This is a genomic window from Actinoallomurus sp. NPDC052274, assembly GCF_040679475.1.
Lineage (GTDB): Bacteria > Actinomycetota > Actinomycetes > Streptosporangiales > Streptosporangiaceae > Actinoallomurus > Actinoallomurus liliacearum.
In genome coordinates this window covers 43,836-61,137 of sequence record NZ_JBFAUT010000017.1, presented here as the reverse complement: position 1 = coordinate 61,137, position 17,302 = coordinate 43,836, and the positions used below count along the sequence as shown (strand labels likewise).

Genomic DNA, 17,302 nt, shown 5'->3' with positions numbered 1-17,302 from the left:
ACTGCCGTTCGCTGAGTCGTCGACGATCCTTCACTTCATTCTCCAGAGACTAGCCGTTCGTGATCGCGTATACGGAGCTACCGATCGAGAGACCGAAACCTCCACCAATGAAGGCTCCCACCCCGCCTGCGGCGATACATCCCGCTCCCGCCAGCGTTATGCCGATAACACATCCGGCAAGCCCCCCGACGGTAGCGCCTACCTCGATATAGGATGAGACGTACGACATGTAGTCACCTATCGGGTCGAGACCTGAAGGGTCGCCGTAGTTCTCAGGGTTATCCGCCACATAGGCATACTTGTTTCCGTTTTTTGTGTCGGCGAGTTTGGTGATGGTGTCTTGTTGGGTGAACCTTCCTTGAGCGGGGTTGTAGTGGCGGTGGCCGAGTTTGAGAAGGGTGGTGTTGGGGTCGGTGAAGGCGCCGGTGTAGCGGAGGAAGTTGGGTTGGGCTTCCCAGCCGGTGTCGGGGGTGACTTCGCCGTAGGGGGTGTAGTCGTAGTGGGCGGCTTGGAGGCCGGCGGGGGTGATGATGGCGACGACTGAGCCGAGGCCGTCGGTGGCGTAGGCGTAGTCCTTGGCGCCGTTGTAGAAGCCGAGGGGGGTGCCTTGGCCGTCACGTTCGATGTAGGTGGGGGTGGTGCCGCTCTGATAGGACTGGATCCAGGGCTGGCCGTTCTGGTCGGCCAGGCCGTAGACCAGGGTGGTGCTGTAGCCGGCTCTGACCATTTCGACCTGGTCGGGTCCGGCGTACTTGTAGGGGACGGTCTTGGCGCTGTTCACGGCCGAGGTCATCTGGCCGGCCGCGTTGTAGGTCATCGTCCATCCGCCATTGCTACCCGTCGCGGTCTGGTTGCCCGCGCCGTCGTAGCTCTCCCCGCTATTGCTGATTTGATTCGCGGAGTTGAACGAAAGGCTCTGACTCTGCGTGCCATCGACCTTGGCGGATGTGCGGTTCCCGTCGTCGTCGTACGCGTAGTCGTAGGTGTGACCTGCGGCGTTGGTCGCCTTGGTGAGGCGGTTGGCCTTGTCATAGGAGTAGACGCTGACCTTGTTCGCCACGTGGTCGTTGACCCATTGGCGCAGGCCGGTGTCGTTGCTCGAGGAGGTCGAGCAGGTGTCGTCGCTGCCGTGGGGGCTGTAGCAGTACGACAGGTCGGATACGACCAGCGTCGAATCGCTGTTGCGAGTGGTGGCCACGCGGGTGACGCGGCCGGACTTGTCGTACGTCGTCTGGGTGTGCATCGCCCAGGTGCTGCTGGAGGTCTTGTTGAAGTAAGTGTCGGTCCGGTGGCCGTCGTCGTCGTAGGAGAAGGACCACGGGTCGCCGGCGGCGTCTGTCATTCCGGTCAGCAGGTTGCGGTCGTCGTAGTCGTAGGTGACGGTGCCACGGCCGTCGGTGAGGGACTTGAGGTTCCCGACCGCGTCATAGCCATACGTCAGGTCGCCCCCGCCGGAGGTGGCCGTGCGCTTCAGGACCATGTTTCGGGCGTCGTAGATCCACGTGGTGGTACCGGACGCGTCGGTGCGTTGTGTGAGATTCCCGGCGCCGTCGTAGGTGAAGGTGACCTGTGGGGTGTTGTCGGAGTAGCTGACGCTGGTGACGCGGTCGTCATCGTCGTAGCCGTAGGTGGTCGTACGCCCGGCGCCGTCGGTGGCGGTCTGCAGCCGTAGGTACCAGTCGTAGGTGAAAGACCGGGCTCCCAGGCCGTTGCCGCTCGGTGGCGTGATCTTCGACAGGCGGTGGTGGTCCTCGTAGGTGTACGTCGTCGGGTTGCCGTCGTTCTTCGGGTCGGTGGAGGACTTGGCGGTGCCGTCGTCGTTGTAGTCGACCTTGGCGGTCGCCGCGGTCGCGTCCTTGGACGAAGACAGGTTCCCCGCGCCGCTGTACGTGTACGACGTGGTGTTCTTCTGCGCGTCGGTGCCCGAAGAAGGCTGGAAGTTCGCCGTCGGGTTGGAGGAGGTTGGCGGGTTCGCGTAGGCGAAGGACACGGACGCCCCGGTCGCCGCGGTGGACGTCGTCAGCGACTCGCCGTTGTTGGCTCCATAGCTGTTGGTGGTCGTTCCGCCCACCGCGTTCGTCGAGGTCGCCACATCGTAGAAGGGGGTGTACGACCGCTTGCGCTTGTGCCCCTCGGGGTCCGTCGTCTCGGTGACCCGCTTGGAACCGGAGTCGACCGTGTACGTGGTGTGCGGAACGTCGGCGACGGCCTTGGCCTGGTCGGTGTTGGGATCGGCGACCAGCGTCTGGGTGGAGGAGGTGTACGCCAGCCGGGTGACCTGGCCGTCTCCCGCACTACCGGTGACGAACCGGGTGACCGCAGTCGCCCGGTGGCCACCGTCATAGTCGATCCTCGTCGTGGCGCCGGCCCCGCTGGTGATCGAGGTCAGGTTGCCGGACGCGTCGTACCCCAGGCCGATCGTCTCGCCGGCAGGCTCGGTGATCTGCGACAGGCGGCCGGACCCGTCGTAGGTGTAGGAGGACTTCCGGCTGCCGTAGTCCAGCTCCGAGACGAGGCCCGCGTCGTTGTACGCGACGGTGATCTGCCGACCCCACGTCTCGTGCGGCAGGAACGTCACGGATGTCCAGCGGTCGTTGTACGGGTCGTAGGCGTACTCCGTCTTGTTGCCGTTGCGGTCCTCCGTGCGGTCGAGGTCGCCGTCGGACGTGAAGTACCGGGTTCGGCCGGTCTCGTGTTCGGTGAGCTTCCAACCGCTGTCGGTCTTGACCAGATCGGCCTTGAACTCCTTGGGTGTGGTGTAGCCCGATCCGGAGGGCTGGAAGGTTCCGGTCGTGCCGTCGGGAGCGAAGTACGTGACGGAGTCGTCGCTGTTCTTGAACAGCCGGACGTCCTTGCCCTCCCGCGTACGCCACCCTGGCCCGTATGCGCCGTTCGGCCGGCTGGAGGACAGCAGCAGGCTGTTGTAGACCGCGCCGAGGGAAAGGTTCTGGTCGATCTGCGGCAGCGTCAGATCCTGCGTACGGACCATCGCATTGCCCGAGCCGACGTTGACCTTCAGTTCGAGGTAGTCGGCGAGTTGGAAGGTCAGGAAGGTGCCGTTGCGGGTTGGGCCCGAGCCGGTCGGCGCGTCGGCCGCCAGCGCCTTGGACGGGGTGAACTTCGGCAGGTTGGAGGACGCGAGATGGACCTTGCCGCTGGAGTGCGGTGAGGCGAGGCTGAAGGAGTGATTGTGGCGCTTGGCGGGCTTGCCCGCCGCCTGCGCCGCGGTCGGTATGACGGCGATGCTCGAGGTCAGCAGCGCGATGGCGGCGAGCCACGCGGTACGACGATGCGATGACACGAAGTCCCTCTCGAAGAACCGACAGGAACGCGGCAGGGGACGGCGCGGCTGCGCGGCCCCCCTTCTCGATCGGTTCTCGGCCCCCGGACCACGGTCTCCTTCCGAGCCGGCGGGCGATCGATCGCTCGACGGCAGTTCCGGATCAAGGAGACATTTCGAGATCATTGATCTTCCATGACGATCAGTCAATTACTCGGTAAGACCGCATCTGGACATTTTTGTCGGGAGACTGATTTAAGGCATGCGAAGGAATGGGGCGGTCGATACGCGACCGTCCCTTCAGGTGCAATCAAGGTGCCTTAGACGTCCTTTTCGTCGCCCGTCTCCGGCGTCCCCGCCTGTCGGTCAACGAATAGTATGATCTTGGCCGATGACAGAAGGCCGGTTCCGGAAAAGGACGACAACCGTTGCTGTTCAGGGAGAGGACTGCCAGGTCAGGGCCTCTGAGGCGGGAATGGCCGGACCTGGCCGCTCGACCTTCGCGTGTCTTCGCGGATCGTCATCTCACTACGAAGACTCACCGAGCGCCCACGCTCTGTAGCGCGGCGTCGGAAATTGAGACCTGTACGGAGAGTGCCTGCCTGTGACGCAGGACAGTCGCCCTGGTGATCTGGCGTGACGGTCAACAATCGTGGGGCGGCTGCTGTCCGGCCCCATCGCCATGTTCTACTCCGGCCAGGGCGGCCACCGCGTGATCTTCAGTTCCGACATGACCTGAAGCGTCTCAGTGGTGGCCGCCCTGCCGACTTCTAGGGTCAGGCGTATCGCCCAACGCTCGTCAACGAGCTACCGACCAGCCGTCGACCTGCAAGAATGCAAGATTCCAATGTGCTGCTGCAGTACTAGCGGAGTTCGATTACCTGGTTGCCTTCTCCGTAACGGCGACCTCCACGCACTCGCTGCCGTTCGCATTGCTGCGGGAGGACTTGCGCCACGTCAGGTTGTCCATGATTCAGCTACTTTCTTGATGAGGCGGATTGATTCCTGCTCGCTCAGCGCGTGCTTTCTTAATATCTCGAACAAGCGCCGGAGCTTGGACACCTCCTCGGCGTTCTCCACCACTTCGCCGCTGATGGCATCGTCCAAAAAGCCGACCTCGGACTCGCCGTTGTAACTCGCGAGGCTGAACGGTCCGGTGTACTGGGCGCCGATGGGTGAGTCCATCTTGATTACCTGGATGATCACGTGTTCATGCTTCGCCATCTCCACTAGGTGATTGAGCTGGTCCCGCATGACCGCGGCGCCACCGACGTTCCGGTACAGCACGCTTTCGTCGATCAGCGCGACCAGGACAGGGGGATTCTCCTTGGTGAGGACCTTCTGGCGCTCGATCCTGACTTTGACCTGATCTTCGTCGCGAAGGATCGCGCGGGCGTAGTCCTCGTTCTGGAGGAGACCGGGAAGAACATCGAACGAGAACCGCAGCAGCAGGGTCGAGCCGGCTTCCACGTGCGCCCACTTGCCCATGTACTCCTGAGGCTTCTCTCCGGTGACCAGACACTCGGCGATGTCGCGGAGTTCGCCGTTCGTCTCGAGGATCCGCTCGACACTTGCCAGAGTTGTCGGATCGGGGATGTTTCGCCCCGACTCCCAAGCCGCGATCGCTGACTCTGTGAGATTGAGCCGTTCGCCGAGAGCGCGCCGGCTCAGCTTAGGAACCTGCCGTTCGCGAACTGTTCTCAGTCTTCGGCCGAAGTACGCCCGGCCGGTCATGCGTGCTGCCATCGCGACTCGTACCCTTCCTTACTTGGTGCGGTGGGGGCCGCACTCGTTAAGGGTAGAGCCGAATCCGCTTTCCCGCCAGTGATCGAGGCGTCACGCTGAGTGCATCGAAGCCGGACACACGGAGATCGGCATGACAGTCGCCCCACACGTTCAGCACCGCTACGAAAGGCACCTGCCTCCCGTCAAGGCCGCCGCGGGGACGGCCCGAGACTTCGTGGAGTCCCGGCTGAGAGCCTGGGGGCGCGCCGATCAAATCGAAGACGCCACCGTGATCATCGGAGAGATGTTCAACAACGCACTCCTGCACGCCGAATCGAAAGAACTCGTCGCCGCCATCGACTGGAACGGCGGGCGAATACGGCTGGAGATGTGGGACGACTCTCCCGAACGGCCGAAAATCGTACCCATCGATTTCGAGAAGGAGTCCGGGCGGGGGATGCGCATCATCGCTTCCCTTTCCGAGATATGGGGCTCCCGCCTGGCGGCCTCCGGCAAGTGCGTCTGGGCGATTCTGCCGAGTCAGAGCGAAGGCCGGCTCACCATCCCCGTGGATCTTTCCCGCGAAGTCAAGGAGACATGGACATGAGCGCTGTACCGATGGGCGACGCACCATCCGGCTGGATACGTGTCGGCGAGGACGTACACGGGCTTCCGCTGTGGCGGCGGCGCGACGAACCCTGCTACGTCGCCACCCGTGACACGGATCAACTCCTGTTCATCGACGCCGCGCTCGCCCGATTCGACCGGATGAGCGGGGAGGAGTTCCACCGGTTCGTCTCCTCGCGGTAGGCATCCTCGCAGCCTGAGCCGCCCGGAGAGACGTGGACGCGTGGCATGGAGGCGCGACTCGTGGCCGCCGTTGTCCCCCGCCGCGCGTCCACCCGCCCCCGTACGGCCAACCCCCCGATGCCGTACGGGACGGGCCGCCGGGTCGAGCGTGATGTGTCTGGTGGGGAAGATCGCGCTAACCGGCTGGTCCGCATGGCGGGCCGTTCCGAGCTCTGGCCGGCGACGGCTGTGGGCGAGGTCAGTGGGTCACGATGGAGGTGTCCGCTTTCGAGTGGCCGGGCCGTACGGGCTGGGCGGGTGGCGCGTCGTGGCGGGGGAGGGGGAGCGGGCGGAGGCCGTTCCAGGCGCGCAGCAGGCACCAGGCCGCCGTGCCGACGACGACCGCGGCGACCAGCGCCCAGGCCATCGGGGTGGTGCCGACGCCGAACATCTTCAGCGCCGAGGCCAGCAGGACGAACGCCAGCGCCCACCGGATCAGGCCGCCCGGGGCGCGGGACGACGCGAGCGAACCGAGGAACACGCCGGGGATCGATCCGGCCAGCAGCGCCAGCGTGACGCTGAGCTGGAAGTCGCCGAACAGGATGTGCCCGAGCGCCGCCGCCCACACCAGGGGCACGGCCTGCAGCAGGTCGGTGCCGACCAGCCGGTTCGCGGTGAGCTTCGGGTAGAGGGCCAGGAGGGCGACGATGATCAGCGAGCCGGAGCCGACCGAGGTCATGCCGACGACGAGACCGCCCACCGCCCCGACCAACATCGTCGGGATGGGGCGTACGGAAATGGGGGCCGACGGCGCGTCATCGGGAGTGGTGTTCCGGGCCGCCCGGCGCGGGCCGCCCGCGGACATCGTCAGGTAGCTGCGGATGACGAGGCCCGATGCGGCGATGAGCAGGGCGACGCCGAGGGCGATCTCGATGACGGTCTGGATCCGGTCGCCGTGTCCGAGCGCGCGGGCAAGGAGGACGCCGCAGAACGCGGTCGGTACCGAGCCGGCGCACAGCCAGGCGACGAGGCGCAGGTTGACCGTCCCGCGACGCAGGTGCACGAGGCTGCCCACCGGCTTCATCACGGCTGCGGAGACGAGGTCGCTGGAGACCGCCGCGAGCGGCGGAACGCCGAAGAAGACCGTGAGCATCGGCGTCATCAGGGCGCCGCCGCCCATCCCGGTCAGCCCCACCACGATCGCGACCAGGAACGATCCCATGGCCATCTGATAATCGAAGTGCATCCGTATGCCCTACCCGTTAAATCGGGAAAGTCGGACATTCAGAGTACGCGGTGACGAACGAGGATCGCCAGAGAGGCCGCTGTTGGCGTTAGGTGACCGAACCCTTACTCGGAGCGCACCCAGCCGCCGGCGATGAGCAGGTCGAGGACCCGCTCCACCGCGGCCTCGGGCGTCAGCTGCGAGGTGTCGACGGTCAGCTCGGCGTCGTCCGGCACCTCATAGGGGTCGGAGATGCCGGTGAACTCCGGGATGAGGCCGGCCCGCGCCTTGGCGTACAGGCCCTTGCGGTCGCGGCGCTCGCACTCCTCCAGCGGCGTGGCCACGTGCACCAGGACGAAGTCGCCCGCGGCGTTCACCATCCGGCGCACCTCCGCCCGCGTCGCGGCGTAGGGCGCGATCGGCGCGCAGATCGCGACCCCGCCGTGCCGGGTGATCTCGGCGGCGACGTACCCGATGCGGCGGATGTTCAGGTCGCGGTCGTCCCTGGAAAAGGTCAGGCCGGCCGACAGCAGCCGGCGGACCACGTCGCCGTCCAGGAGGGTGACGGTACGCCCGCCCCGCTCGACCAGGGCGTCGGCGAGCCCGCGCGCGATCGTGGACTTGCCCGAGCCGGACAGGCCCGTGAAGAACACGGTGAGACCCCGCTCGTGCCGCGGCGGATCGGCCCGGCGCAGCTCCTCCGCCACCGCCGGCAGCGTGAACCACTCCGGGATCTTCTCGCCGCGGTCCAGCATCGCGGCCAGCTCGGCCTCGGTCGGCTCCGACCGGATGTGGTCGGGCTCGATCTTGGAGACCGGACGCCAGACCTCGACGCTCTCGTCGTACGCCCACGGCTCCGGCGTGACCGGCTCGATCGGCAACTGCCCGATCACCGGCGGCACGGTCCACGCACCCGCCCGCGCGGTCTCCTCGGTGTCGGCGGCGGGCTCCAGGAAGAAGTGGGTGGCGCCGTACGCGGCGGCGACGTGGGCGGCGAGGGCCAGGTCGCGACCCGGCCGCTCGATCAGCGGCACCGGAACGACGAGCGTGCCGGCCGGCAACTCGCGGCGGACGGCCAGCAAGGCGCGGACGAGCGCGTCGTCGTGCCCCTCGCCGATCAACGGCAGCAGCAGCAGCCGCGCGTCGAGCTTCTCGGCGAGCTGCCGCAACTGGCCGAGATGCCGCCGGTGCAGCGGGCCGCGGGTCGCCAGCGCCAGGGTCGTCACCCCGGCCAGCTCCGCGCGCACCTCGCGCGGGGACAGCCGGAGCCGCCGGAACGCGCCGTGCTCCGGAGCGCCCAGCGCCTCGACCCGGCCGGCCGCGTGCCAGGAGGTCGTCTCCGACGCCCGGAGTGGGTCGCCCTCGGGGAAGCCGGCTGGTGACCTGTTGTCCTGCCAGGTCTCGTGGACGTGCAGGACCGCGAGCGGCACGCCCTCCGGATCGGTCAGGACGAGCCGCTCCTCCTTGGTGAGGTCCTCGGGGACGGCGAGCGTCACGGGCGCCGGCCATGGCGTGCCGTCGGCCAGCCGTCCGGCGGCGGCCACGGTCGCCGCGTCCACCGCGCCGAGGAAACCGGTCAGCGGTTGGAACGCGCCGTTCAGCAGCAGTTCGAGGTCGGCCAGCTCGGCCGGGCCGGGCGTCAGGCTCGGCAGGTCGCGTAGGTCGCCGGCTTCCGTCGTCAACGCAGGCTCCGATCGTGTTTCGACCGTTGACTATTGAACTCTACGCTCTGCCGGTGCCACCTCAGATGATGCGCGCGTAGCGATTCTCCGGCTTGCGGATCACCATGGCGACCTCGCTGTACGCCGAGGTCGCCCGATTCCGGGACAAGACGGCGACCGCCCGGCACAGCATCCGCACGATCGTCCCCGACCTGGTCACCCTTCCGGCGGACGTGTGCTCCTCGACGACGACCAGGCCCCGCATCAGGCAGTACGCCCGCATCCCGGCGAGCGACGCCACCCGCTCGTACACCGGCCGCGGCGGGACGCCGCGCTGCCACAGGACGGAGCGCAGCCACCGCGGAGCGACCCGGTCCAGGCGGCCGAACGCGCTGTCGCGGTCCCGGAACCGCACCAGCATCAGGCCGCCGGGCCGGAGCGCCGCGACGAACCGGTCGAGGACCAACTCCGCGTGCGGGATCCGCTCGATCAGGTACGAGGCGTGCACGATGTCGTAGACGCGCGGCGGCATGGGCACCGTGCGCAGGTCGCCGAGGTGCCAGGCGTCCAGGTCGCGGCGGGCGCGGACACCCGCCTGCACCTCCGCGAGATCGACGTCGACGCCGGTCACGTGGCACTCGCCGGGATGCAGGTCGAGCGGCGCGCTCCGGCCGCAGCCGGCGTCGAGGACGCGTAGTCGCTCGAACGGCCTCTCGTCGGCGTACTCGCGAACGCGTTCGTGGAAGACGTCCGTGTCGAAGGTCGGCGGCGTCCGCAGCTCGGTCACGCCCCGGAGCGTAGCCGCCCGCTCGCGCCCCGTGCTCACATTCGGCATTGTCCGTGTCGTCTGTCGCCTGCCGCTCTCTGGTACCACCCGCTTCGCCGGGGTGCTGCGGCTTGTGGTACGGGTGACGCGTAGGCTGGGGACCCCGGGGTGAGATCACTCTCGGGCCTTCACGCTGCCTGACACTTGATGAGCTCATGACCCTTTCCGGACTGCTCGACGTCGCCGCCGCCGATCCCGCACTCGTTCGCGCGCTGAAGAGCGCCGACGCCCACCTGGACCTCGTCGCGCCGCCGGCGCTGCGCCCGGTCCTGGGCGCCGCGCTGGCCCGCGAGCGCGGGCGCACCGTCCTGATGGTCACCGCCACGGGCCGGGAGGCCGAGGACCTGACCGCGGCCCTGACGAGCCTGCTCGACCCGGCCGCGGTCGCGCAGTTCCCCGCGTGGGAGACGCTGCCGCACGAGCGCCTGTCGCCGCGCTCGGACACGGTCGGCCAGCGCCTCGCCGTGCTGCGGCGGCTGGCCCACGGCGACCCCGACGACCCGGCGGCCGGTCCGCTGCAGGTCGTCGTCGCCCCGGTCCGGGCCGTGCTGCAGCCGATCGTCGCCGGGCTCGGCGACCTGGAGCCGGTGCGCCTGCGGTCGGGTGACGAGGCCGAGCTGGACGACGCCGTGCGCCGCCTGGTCGACGCGGGGTACAACCGCGTCGACCTGGTCGAGAAGCGCGGCGAGATCGCCGTCCGCGGCGGCATCCTCGACGTGTTCCCGCCCACCGAGGAGCACCCGCTGCGCGTGGAGTTCTGGGGTGACCAGGTCGAGGAGATCCGCTATTTCAAGGCGGCCGACCAGCGTTCGCTCGAGGTCGCCCAGGACGGGCTGTGGGCGCCGCCGTGCCGCGAGCTGCCGCTGACGGCGTCCGTGCGCGAACGCGCCCGCGAGCTGGGCCGGGAGCACCCGGCGCTCGCCGACGTCCTCGAGCAGATCGCCGACGGCGCGGCGGTCGAGGGCATGGAGGCGTTCGCGCCGGTCCTCGCCGACCACATGGAGCTGCTCCTCGACGTCCTGCCGGCCGGTTCCTCGGCGGTCGTCTGCGACCCCGAGCGCATCCGCACCCGGGCCGCCGAGCTGGTCAGCACGAGCCAGGAGTTCCTCGAGGCGTCGTGGGTGAACGCGGCCGCCGGCGGCGAGGCGCCCATCGACCTGGGCGCGGCCGCGTACAAGACGCTGGACGAGGTCCGCGACCACGCCGGAGAGCTCGGCCTGGCGTGGTGGACGATCACGCCGTTCGCGAGCGCCGAGTCGGCGGGCGCCGGCCGGACCCGCCGCGAGTACTCCGCGGCCACCGGCGAGCTCACCGAGGTGGCCGCCGACGAGGAGCCGGACGCGGGCGACGGCGGCGCGCTCCGGATCGGGGCGCGCGCGGCGGAGGCCTACCGGGGCGACACCCAGCGGGTGATGGGCGACGTCAAGGGCTGGATCCACGAGGAGTGGCGGGTCGTGCTCGTCACCGAGGGCCACGGCCCGGCCGAGCGGCTGGCCGAGGTGGTCCGCGAGCAGGGGCTCGGCGCGAAGGTCACCGAACTGCCCGGACCGCCGGAGCCGGCGATCGTGAACGTCTCCTGCGGCCTGCTCGACCACGGCTTCGTCTGGGAGGCCGTCAAGCTCGTCGTGCTCACCGAGACCGACCTGTCGGGGCAGAAGTCCTCCACCAAGGACATGCGGCGCATGCCGTCGCGGCGGCGCGGCGGCGTGGACCCGCTGCGGCTCACCGTCGGCGACTACATCGTGCACGAGCAGCACGGCGTGGGCCGGTACGTCGAGATGGCCAGCCGGACCGTGCAGGGCGCCACCCGCGAGTACCTCATCATCGAGTACGCCAAGGGCGACCGGCTGTTCGTGCCGACGGACCAGCTCGACGAGGTCACCCGCTACGTCGGCGGCGAGGCGCCCAGCCTGCACCGGCTCGGCGGCGCCGAGTGGCAGAAGCAGAAGGGCCGGGCGCGCAAGGCCGTCCGCCAGATCGCGGGCGAGCTGATCCGGCTCTACTCGGCCCGCCAGGCGTCGCCGGGGCACCCCTTCCAGGCGGACACCCCGTGGCAGCGCGAGCTGGAGGACGCCTTCCCGTACATCGAGACGCCGGACCAGCTCGCCGCCATCGACGAGGTCAAGTCCGACATGGAGAAGCCGGTCCCGATGGACCGTCTGATCTGCGGCGACGTGGGCTACGGCAAGACCGAGATCGCGGTGCGGGCGGCGTTCAAGGCCGTGCAGGACGGCAAGCAGGTCGCGGTGCTGGTGCCGACGACCCTGCTGGTGCAGCAGCACCTGTCGACGTTCACCGAGCGGTTCGCGTCGTTCCCGGTGGTGATCAAGCCGGTCAGCCGGTTCCAGACCGACAAGGAGGTCGCCGAGACGCTGCGCGGCGTCGCCGAGGGCACCGTCGACCTCGTCATCGGCACGCACCGCCTGCTCTCGCCGGAGACCCGCTTCAAGGACGTCGGTCTGATCATCATCGACGAGGAGCAGCGGTTCGGCGTCGAGCACAAGGAGCGCCTCAAGGAGATGCGGACCCAGGTCGACGTGCTCGCCATGTCGGCCACGCCGATCCCGCGCACCCTCGAGATGGGGCTCACCGGCATCCGGGAGATGTCGACGATCCTCACTCCGCCGGAGGAGCGGCACCCCGTCCTGACGTTCGTCGGGCCGTACGACGACAAGCAGATCGCCGCGGCCATCCGGCGGGAGCTGCTCCGCGAGGGCCAGGTCTTCTTCGTGCACAACCGGGTGCGCTCGATCGACAAGGTCGCCAAGCATCTCACCGAGCTGGTGCCGGAGGCCCGGGTCGGCGTCGCGCACGGCCAGATGAACGAGCACCAGCTCGAGAAGATCATGGTCGACTTCTGGGAGAAGGAGTACGACGTCCTCGTCGCGACCACGATCGTGGAGAGCGGCCTGGACATCCCGAACGCCAACACCCTGATCGTCGACCGCGCCGACATGTACGGCCTGTCGCAGCTGCACCAGCTGCGCGGGCGGGTCGGCCGCGGCCGGGAGCGCGCGTACGCCTACTTCCTGTACCCGCCCGAGGCGCCGCTGACCGAGACCGCGCACGAGCGGCTCGCGACGATCGCCCAGCACACCGAGATCGGCGCGGGCATGTTCGTGGCCATGAAGGACCTGGAGATCCGGGGGGCCGGCAACGTCCTGGGCGCCGAGCAGTCCGGGCACATCGCCGGCGTCGGCTTCGACCTGTACGTGCGCATGGTCGGCGAGGCCGTGCGCGAGCTGCGCGAGGAGGGCGTCCCCGAGACGCCCGAGGTCAAGGTGGAGCTGCCGGTCGACGCGCACATCCCGCACGAGTACGTCCCCGGCGAGCGCCTGCGGCTGGACGCGTACCGCCGGATCGCGGCGATCCAGAACGACGACGAGATCATCGCCGCCCGCGACGAGCTGGCCGACCGCTTCGGGCCGCCGCCGGTGCCGGTGCTGAACCTCCTGGAGGTCGCGCGGTTCCGCGCCCTGGCCCGCCGGGGCGGGCTGACGGACGTCACCCTGCAGGGCAACCACATCCGGTTCTCGCCGGTCAGCCTGCCGGAGTCGCGCACGGTGCGGCTCCAGCGCCTGTACCCGAAGAGCATCCTGAAGACGGCGACGAATACGCTGCTGGTGCCGGTGCCCAAGACCGCTCCGCTCGGCGGGCGTCCGCTGCGCGACCAGGAGCTGCTGAAATGGTGTACCGATCTGGTGGAGGCGCTGTTCCTGCCCGATCCCGTGGCCCGATGACGAGCCGCGGCCAGATGACGAGTCGGGGCCAGGAGATCCCCGGTACCGGACGTACCCCGCGACCCCCGCGGGCGAGGAATTGAGAAGGACGCTGTGATCCGTAAGCCATTCAAGATCATGATCGCCGCCGCGCTGGCCGGCACGGCGCTCACCGCCTGCGGTCCCGTGAAGACGGGGGCGGCGGCCCTGGTCGGGAACGACCGCATCACGATCGCGAAGCTGAACTCGACGGTCGACAAGTGGTCCAAGGAGCTGCCGAAGTACCCGGGCGCGCAGCAGATCGCCCAGCAGGCGCAGGCCCAGGGGCAGCAGGTGCCGTTCGACCCGTCCTCCCCGCAGCGCAGCGCCCTGTACCAGCTCGTCGACATGTTGGTCTGGGACGAGGTCGGGCGCGCCGACGGCGTGAGCGTCAGCGGCGGCCAGGTCGACGCGATCATCGCGCAGAACGGCGGGCTGCCCACCATCGACGCCAACGTGCTCGCCCAGGGCCTGCCGACCGAGTACAGCCGCGACTACGTGAAGTCGGTCGTCCTCCGCCAGGAGCTCATGCGGAAGTACGGCGTGACCACCGCGCAGGACCAGCAGTCCCAGCAGCAGGCGCTGCAGCAGGTCGCCGGCATGTACCAGCGGGCGGGCCGCCGCCTGAAGCTCGACGTGAACCCGCGCTACGGCTCCTTCGACTTCCAGCACATGGCCCTCGGCCCGGTCTGCCCGACCCTGTCCAAGCCGGACTCCGGCACGCCGACCACGAGCGGCGGAGTCTCGTGCCAGGCCTGATCTTCCTCGCCTCCTCGCCGCGGGTCGCGCCGGGGCAGCTGACCTGGTCCGCCTGGGAGACGCTGCGCGTCGCCGACCGGGTGCTCGCCGGTTCGGCCGAACACCCGCAGCTGCCGTACGTCCGCGCGGCCGGCGTCACGGTCGAGGTCGTCGAGCCGGACGCCACGGCCCTCGTACGCGAGGCGTCGACCGGCGCCGTGGTGTGGCTGGCCGACCCCGACGGCGACGAGGCGCTGATGCGGTCGGTCGGTTCGGTCCTCGTCGGGCTGGACGACCCGCCGCAGCTCGAGGTCGTCCAGGGCGCGTACGACCTGCCCGGCGCGCGGTTCCTCGACCTCGTCGCCGTGATGGAGACGCTGCGCCGCGAGTGCCCCTGGGACCGCAAGCAGACGCACGCCTCCCTCGCGCCGTACCTCCTGGAGGAGGCGTACGAGGTCGTCGACACCATCGAGGGCGGCGACCTCGAGGCGCTGCGCGAGGAGCTCGGCGACGTCCTCATGCAGGTGGTCTTCCACGCGGAGGTGTCCACGGAGTTCTCCGTGGACGACGTGGCCGAGGGCATCGTCGAGAAGCTCGTCCGCCGCCATCCGCACGTGTTCGGCGACGTCACGGTCGCGGACGCCGACGAGGTCAACGCCAACTGGGACAAGATCAAGTCCGCGGAGCGGGGCGAGGGCGCCTCGATCTTCCACGGGGTCCCCATGTCCCAGCCCGCGCTCTCGCTCGCGGCCCAGGTGCAGCGGCGCGCGGCAAAGGCCGACGTGCCGGAGGAGCTGTTCGCCGACGACGAAGTGGGCGCGGACCTGTTCGCGCTCGTCCGCCGGCTCCGCGAGGAGGGCCGCGACCCCGAGGCCGAGCTCCGCGCCGCCGCCCGCCGCTTCCAGGACCGCGTCGAGCAGCGGCAAGAGGGTCGATAACCGGCGAGACCGGGACGGCTGCCGCGATGGCCGGTGAATCCCCTCCCCAGGTTTCCGATCACCGTCTGTGTGGGGATGACCGCGAAGTGTGGGGATGGATTCGGGGCGGCGGTCGGCGCGGCTGACGGACCTGGTGATCGCCGGGGTGGCCGCCGGCGTGCTGTCGGCCTGCCTGGCGCTGCCGGTCCTGCTGCCCACCGGTCTGGGCGTCAAGGCCGCGAACCACTCCTTCGAGACGCTGCCCGAGTCGCTGGCGGCCCCGGTGCTCCCGCAGCGTTCGGTCATCCTGGCCGCCGACGGGTCGAAGCTCGCGACGTTCTACTACGAGAACCGCGTCGAGGTGCCGCTCGCCAAGGTGGCGCCCATCATGCGCCAGGCGATCATCGCGATCGAGGACAGCCGCTTCTACCAGCACGGCGCGCTGGACGCCAAGAGCATCCTGCGGGCGCTGATCGCCAACGTCGGCGCGGGGACCGTCATCCAGGGCGGGTCGACGCTCAGCCAGCAGTACGTCAAGAACGCCCTCGCCGAGACGGCGACCACCGCGGCGGGGCGCCGGGAGGCGCTCGAACCGACCGCGGTCCGCAAGCTCCGCGAGCTGCGGCTCGCCATCGGCCTCGAGAAGCACCTCACCAAGGACCAGATCCTGGAGCGGTATCTCAACATCGCCTACTTCGGCGACGGCGCGTACGGCGTGGAGGAGGCGGCCCGCCACTACTTCGGGGTGCACGCCGCCGACCTGTCCCTGGCGCAGGCCGCGACGCTGGCGGGGGTCGTACGGGCCCCGCAGACGTACGACCCGAACCTCCACCCGGTGCGGGGCCGGGAGCGCCGGGACACGGTGCTCGACCGCATGGCCGAGCTCAAGGTGGTCACTCCCGCGCAGGCCGCCGAGGTCAAGGCCCAGCCGCTGGGGTTGCGGATCACCACCGCGCCGAACGGCTGCGTGGAGAGCTCCGCGCCGTTCTTCTGCGACTACGTCCAGCGGGAGATCCTGGCGAACCGGGCGTTCGGGAAGACCCCCCAGGAGCGCCGGTTCCTCCTGCAGCGCGGCGGCCTGCAGATCCACACCACGCTCGTGCCCCGCATGCAGAAGGCCGCCCAGCACGCCCTGAACCGCTACGTGCCGCCGAACAACAAGTCGGGCAAGGCCGCCGCAGAGGTGCTCATCCGGCCCGGCACGGGCGAGATCACCGCGATGGCCCTCGACCGCCGGATGGGCGACAGCACCAAACGCGGCACGCTGTGGGTGAACCTCGCCGCCGACTCCGACCACGGGTCCAGCCTGGGCATGCAGGCGGGGTCGACGTTCAAGATCTTCACGCTGGCGGCCGCGCTGGAGAAGGGCATGGCGTTCGGCCACAAGCTGGACGCGCCGAAGTCGTTCGTCCCGACCGGGTTCCGGAACTGCGACGGAGACCGCGTCGGCGACCCGAACGTCTCGCTCGGCAACGCGGGCGACGGTGAGGGCGGCAAGCAATTCACCCTGGTCACCGGCACGTGGCACTCGGTCAACACGTTCTTCCTCGAACTCGAGCGCAAGGTCGGCCTGTGCGCGACGTACAAGATGGCGACCCGGCTGGGCATGCGGCGCGCGACGGGGCAGAAGCTCGAGCAGTACCCGTCGTTCACGCTCGGCTTCAACACCGTCTCGCCGCTGCGGCTCGCGGCGGCGTACGCGGCGTTCGCGGCGCGCGGCCGCTACTGCCACCCGATCGCGATCACGAGCATCATGGGCCCGACGGGCTCCCTGCCGGTACCGCGCGCCAAGTGCCACCAGGCCGTCGAGGAGGGCGTCGCGGACGCGGTCAGCCACGTGCTCCGGGGCGTGCTGACCAAGGGCACCGCCAAGGGCAACGAGATCGGGCGCCCGGCGGCGGGCAAGACGGGCACGGTCGACAACTTCTCGGCCGCCTGGTTCGCCGGGTACACGCCGGACCTGGCGAGCGCGGTGTGGGTCGGCGACCCGCGGGGCGGCTACAAGCATCCGCTGCGCGACGTGTGCCTGGGCGAGGGCTGCTACGGCCAGGTGTACGGCGCGGACGTGCCGGCGCCGATCTGGCGGGAGACGATGGAGGCCGCCCTGAAGGGGGTTCCGGAGCACGACTTCGAGGCCCCGCCGGGGGAGTACCTCCGGGAGGGCGACGGCGAGAAGGAGGACGACAAGGACAAGGACAAGGCCAAGGAGAAGGGCATGGGGGCGGAACAGGGCCAGAAGGACGGCCCCGAGCCGAACAGCCACCTGCCGTGGTTCTTCGATCCGCCGTTCGCCTGGCCGTGGAAGGGAGACTGACACCGCCGCCGGAGCCCCGTCGCCGCAGTCAAATGTCGCTCCTCGTCCCATAGTGGCCTGATTTCGATG

12 protein-coding genes are annotated in these 17,302 nt (G+C 69.4%); 6 read left to right on the top strand and 6 right to left on the bottom strand.

Annotation, left to right across the window (positions count from 1 at the left end):
* Positions 1–49 precede the first annotated feature (49 nt).
* The 3 genes from AB0K82_RS16870 to AB0K82_RS16860 all read right to left on the bottom strand — a co-directional run bounded on the left by AB0K82_RS16870 (position 50) and on the right by AB0K82_RS16860 (position 5,026).
* Positions 50–3,301, bottom strand: a complete 3,252-nt coding sequence (locus AB0K82_RS16870) for an RHS repeat-associated core domain-containing protein (protein ID WP_364397801.1) — start codon at positions 3,299–3,301, stop codon at positions 50–52.
* An 856-nt stretch (positions 3,302–4,157) separates the two neighbouring features.
* Positions 4,158–4,250, bottom strand: coding sequence for a DUF397 domain-containing protein (locus AB0K82_RS16865; RefSeq protein ID WP_364397800.1), 93 nt, complete (start codon positions 4,248–4,250; stop codon positions 4,158–4,160).
* Positions 4,238–5,026, bottom strand: coding sequence for a helix-turn-helix transcriptional regulator (locus tag AB0K82_RS16860; protein ID WP_364397798.1), 789 nt, complete (start codon positions 5,024–5,026; stop codon positions 4,238–4,240). The genes AB0K82_RS16865 and AB0K82_RS16860 overlap by 13 nt, the downstream gene beginning before the upstream one ends.
* Before the next feature lie 130 nt (positions 5,027–5,156).
* On the opposite strand from AB0K82_RS16860, the gene AB0K82_RS16855 reads away from it, so the two are divergent.
* The gene (locus AB0K82_RS16855) at positions 5,157–5,612 is read left to right on the top strand and encodes an ATP-binding protein (protein ID WP_364397797.1); all 456 of its coding nucleotides are present in this window, start codon (positions 5,157–5,159) and stop codon (positions 5,610–5,612) included.
* Positions 5,609–5,815 carry a hypothetical protein gene (locus tag AB0K82_RS16850; protein ID WP_364397795.1) on the top strand — a complete coding sequence of 69 codons (207 nt, stop codon included), beginning with the start codon at positions 5,609–5,611 and terminating at the stop codon, positions 5,813–5,815. Before AB0K82_RS16855 ends, AB0K82_RS16850 begins: the two co-directional genes overlap by 4 nt.
* A gap of 238 nt (positions 5,816–6,053) precedes the next feature.
* On the opposite strand, the gene AB0K82_RS16845 is transcribed toward AB0K82_RS16850, so the two are convergent.
* From AB0K82_RS16845 to AB0K82_RS16835, 3 genes are all read right to left on the bottom strand, one after another.
* On the bottom strand, positions 6,054–7,016 hold the full coding sequence (locus AB0K82_RS16845) for a sulfite exporter TauE/SafE family protein (protein ID WP_364397793.1): 963 nt from the start codon (positions 7,014–7,016) through the stop codon (positions 6,054–6,056).
* A gap of 128 nt (positions 7,017–7,144) precedes the next feature.
* Positions 7,145–8,701, bottom strand: coding sequence for an adenylyl-sulfate kinase (gene cysC, locus AB0K82_RS16840; protein ID WP_364397791.1), 1,557 nt, complete (start codon positions 8,699–8,701; stop codon positions 7,145–7,147).
* Between the two features lie 61 nt (positions 8,702–8,762).
* The gene (locus AB0K82_RS16835) at positions 8,763–9,467 is read right to left on the bottom strand and encodes a class I SAM-dependent methyltransferase (RefSeq protein ID WP_364397789.1); all 705 of its coding nucleotides are present in this window, start codon (positions 9,465–9,467) and stop codon (positions 8,763–8,765) included.
* A gap of 194 nt (positions 9,468–9,661) precedes the next feature.
* On the opposite strand from AB0K82_RS16835, the gene mfd reads away from it, so the two are divergent.
* The 4 genes from mfd to AB0K82_RS16815 all read left to right on the top strand — a co-directional run bounded on the left by mfd (position 9,662) and on the right by AB0K82_RS16815 (position 17,233).
* Positions 9,662–13,246 carry a transcription-repair coupling factor gene (mfd, locus tag AB0K82_RS16830; protein WP_364397787.1) on the top strand — a complete coding sequence of 1,195 codons (3,585 nt, stop codon included), beginning with the start codon at positions 9,662–9,664 and terminating at the stop codon, positions 13,244–13,246.
* A gap of 93 nt (positions 13,247–13,339) precedes the next feature.
* Positions 13,340–14,023 carry a hypothetical protein gene (locus AB0K82_RS16825; protein WP_364397786.1) on the top strand — a complete coding sequence of 228 codons (684 nt, stop codon included), beginning with the start codon at positions 13,340–13,342 and terminating at the stop codon, positions 14,021–14,023.
* Positions 14,011–14,940 carry a MazG family protein gene (locus AB0K82_RS16820; protein ID WP_364397784.1) on the top strand — a complete coding sequence of 310 codons (930 nt, stop codon included), beginning with the start codon at positions 14,011–14,013 and terminating at the stop codon, positions 14,938–14,940. Before AB0K82_RS16825 ends, AB0K82_RS16820 begins: the two co-directional genes overlap by 13 nt.
* Positions 14,941–15,034: 94 nt before the next feature.
* Positions 15,035–17,233, top strand: a complete 2,199-nt coding sequence (locus tag AB0K82_RS16815) for a transglycosylase domain-containing protein (RefSeq protein ID WP_364397782.1) — start codon at positions 15,035–15,037, stop codon at positions 17,231–17,233.
* The last annotated feature ends 69 nt before the right edge of the window (positions 17,234–17,302 follow it).

Excerpts from the sequence above, each read along its gene's own strand:
- AB0K82_RS16860 (WP_364397798.1), bottom strand. The coding sequence starts at position 5,026 with ATGGCAGCACGCATGACCGGCCGGGCGTACTTCGGCCGAAGACTGAGA.
- AB0K82_RS16865 (WP_364397800.1), bottom strand. The coding sequence starts at position 4,250 with ATGGACAACCTGACGTGGCGCAAGTCCTCCCGCAGCAATGCGAACGGC.
- AB0K82_RS16850 (WP_364397795.1), top strand. The coding sequence starts at position 5,609 with ATGAGCGCTGTACCGATGGGCGACGCACCATCCGGCTGGATACGTGTC.
- AB0K82_RS16855 (WP_364397797.1), top strand. The coding sequence starts at position 5,157 with ATGACAGTCGCCCCACACGTTCAGCACCGCTACGAAAGGCACCTGCCT.
- AB0K82_RS16815 (WP_364397782.1), top strand. The coding sequence starts at position 15,035 with ATGGATTCGGGGCGGCGGTCGGCGCGGCTGACGGACCTGGTGATCGCC.
- AB0K82_RS16845 (WP_364397793.1), bottom strand. The coding sequence starts at position 7,016 with ATGGGATCGTTCCTGGTCGCGATCGTGGTGGGGCTGACCGGGATGGGC.
- mfd (WP_364397787.1), top strand. The coding sequence starts at position 9,662 with ATGACCCTTTCCGGACTGCTCGACGTCGCCGCCGCCGATCCCGCACTC.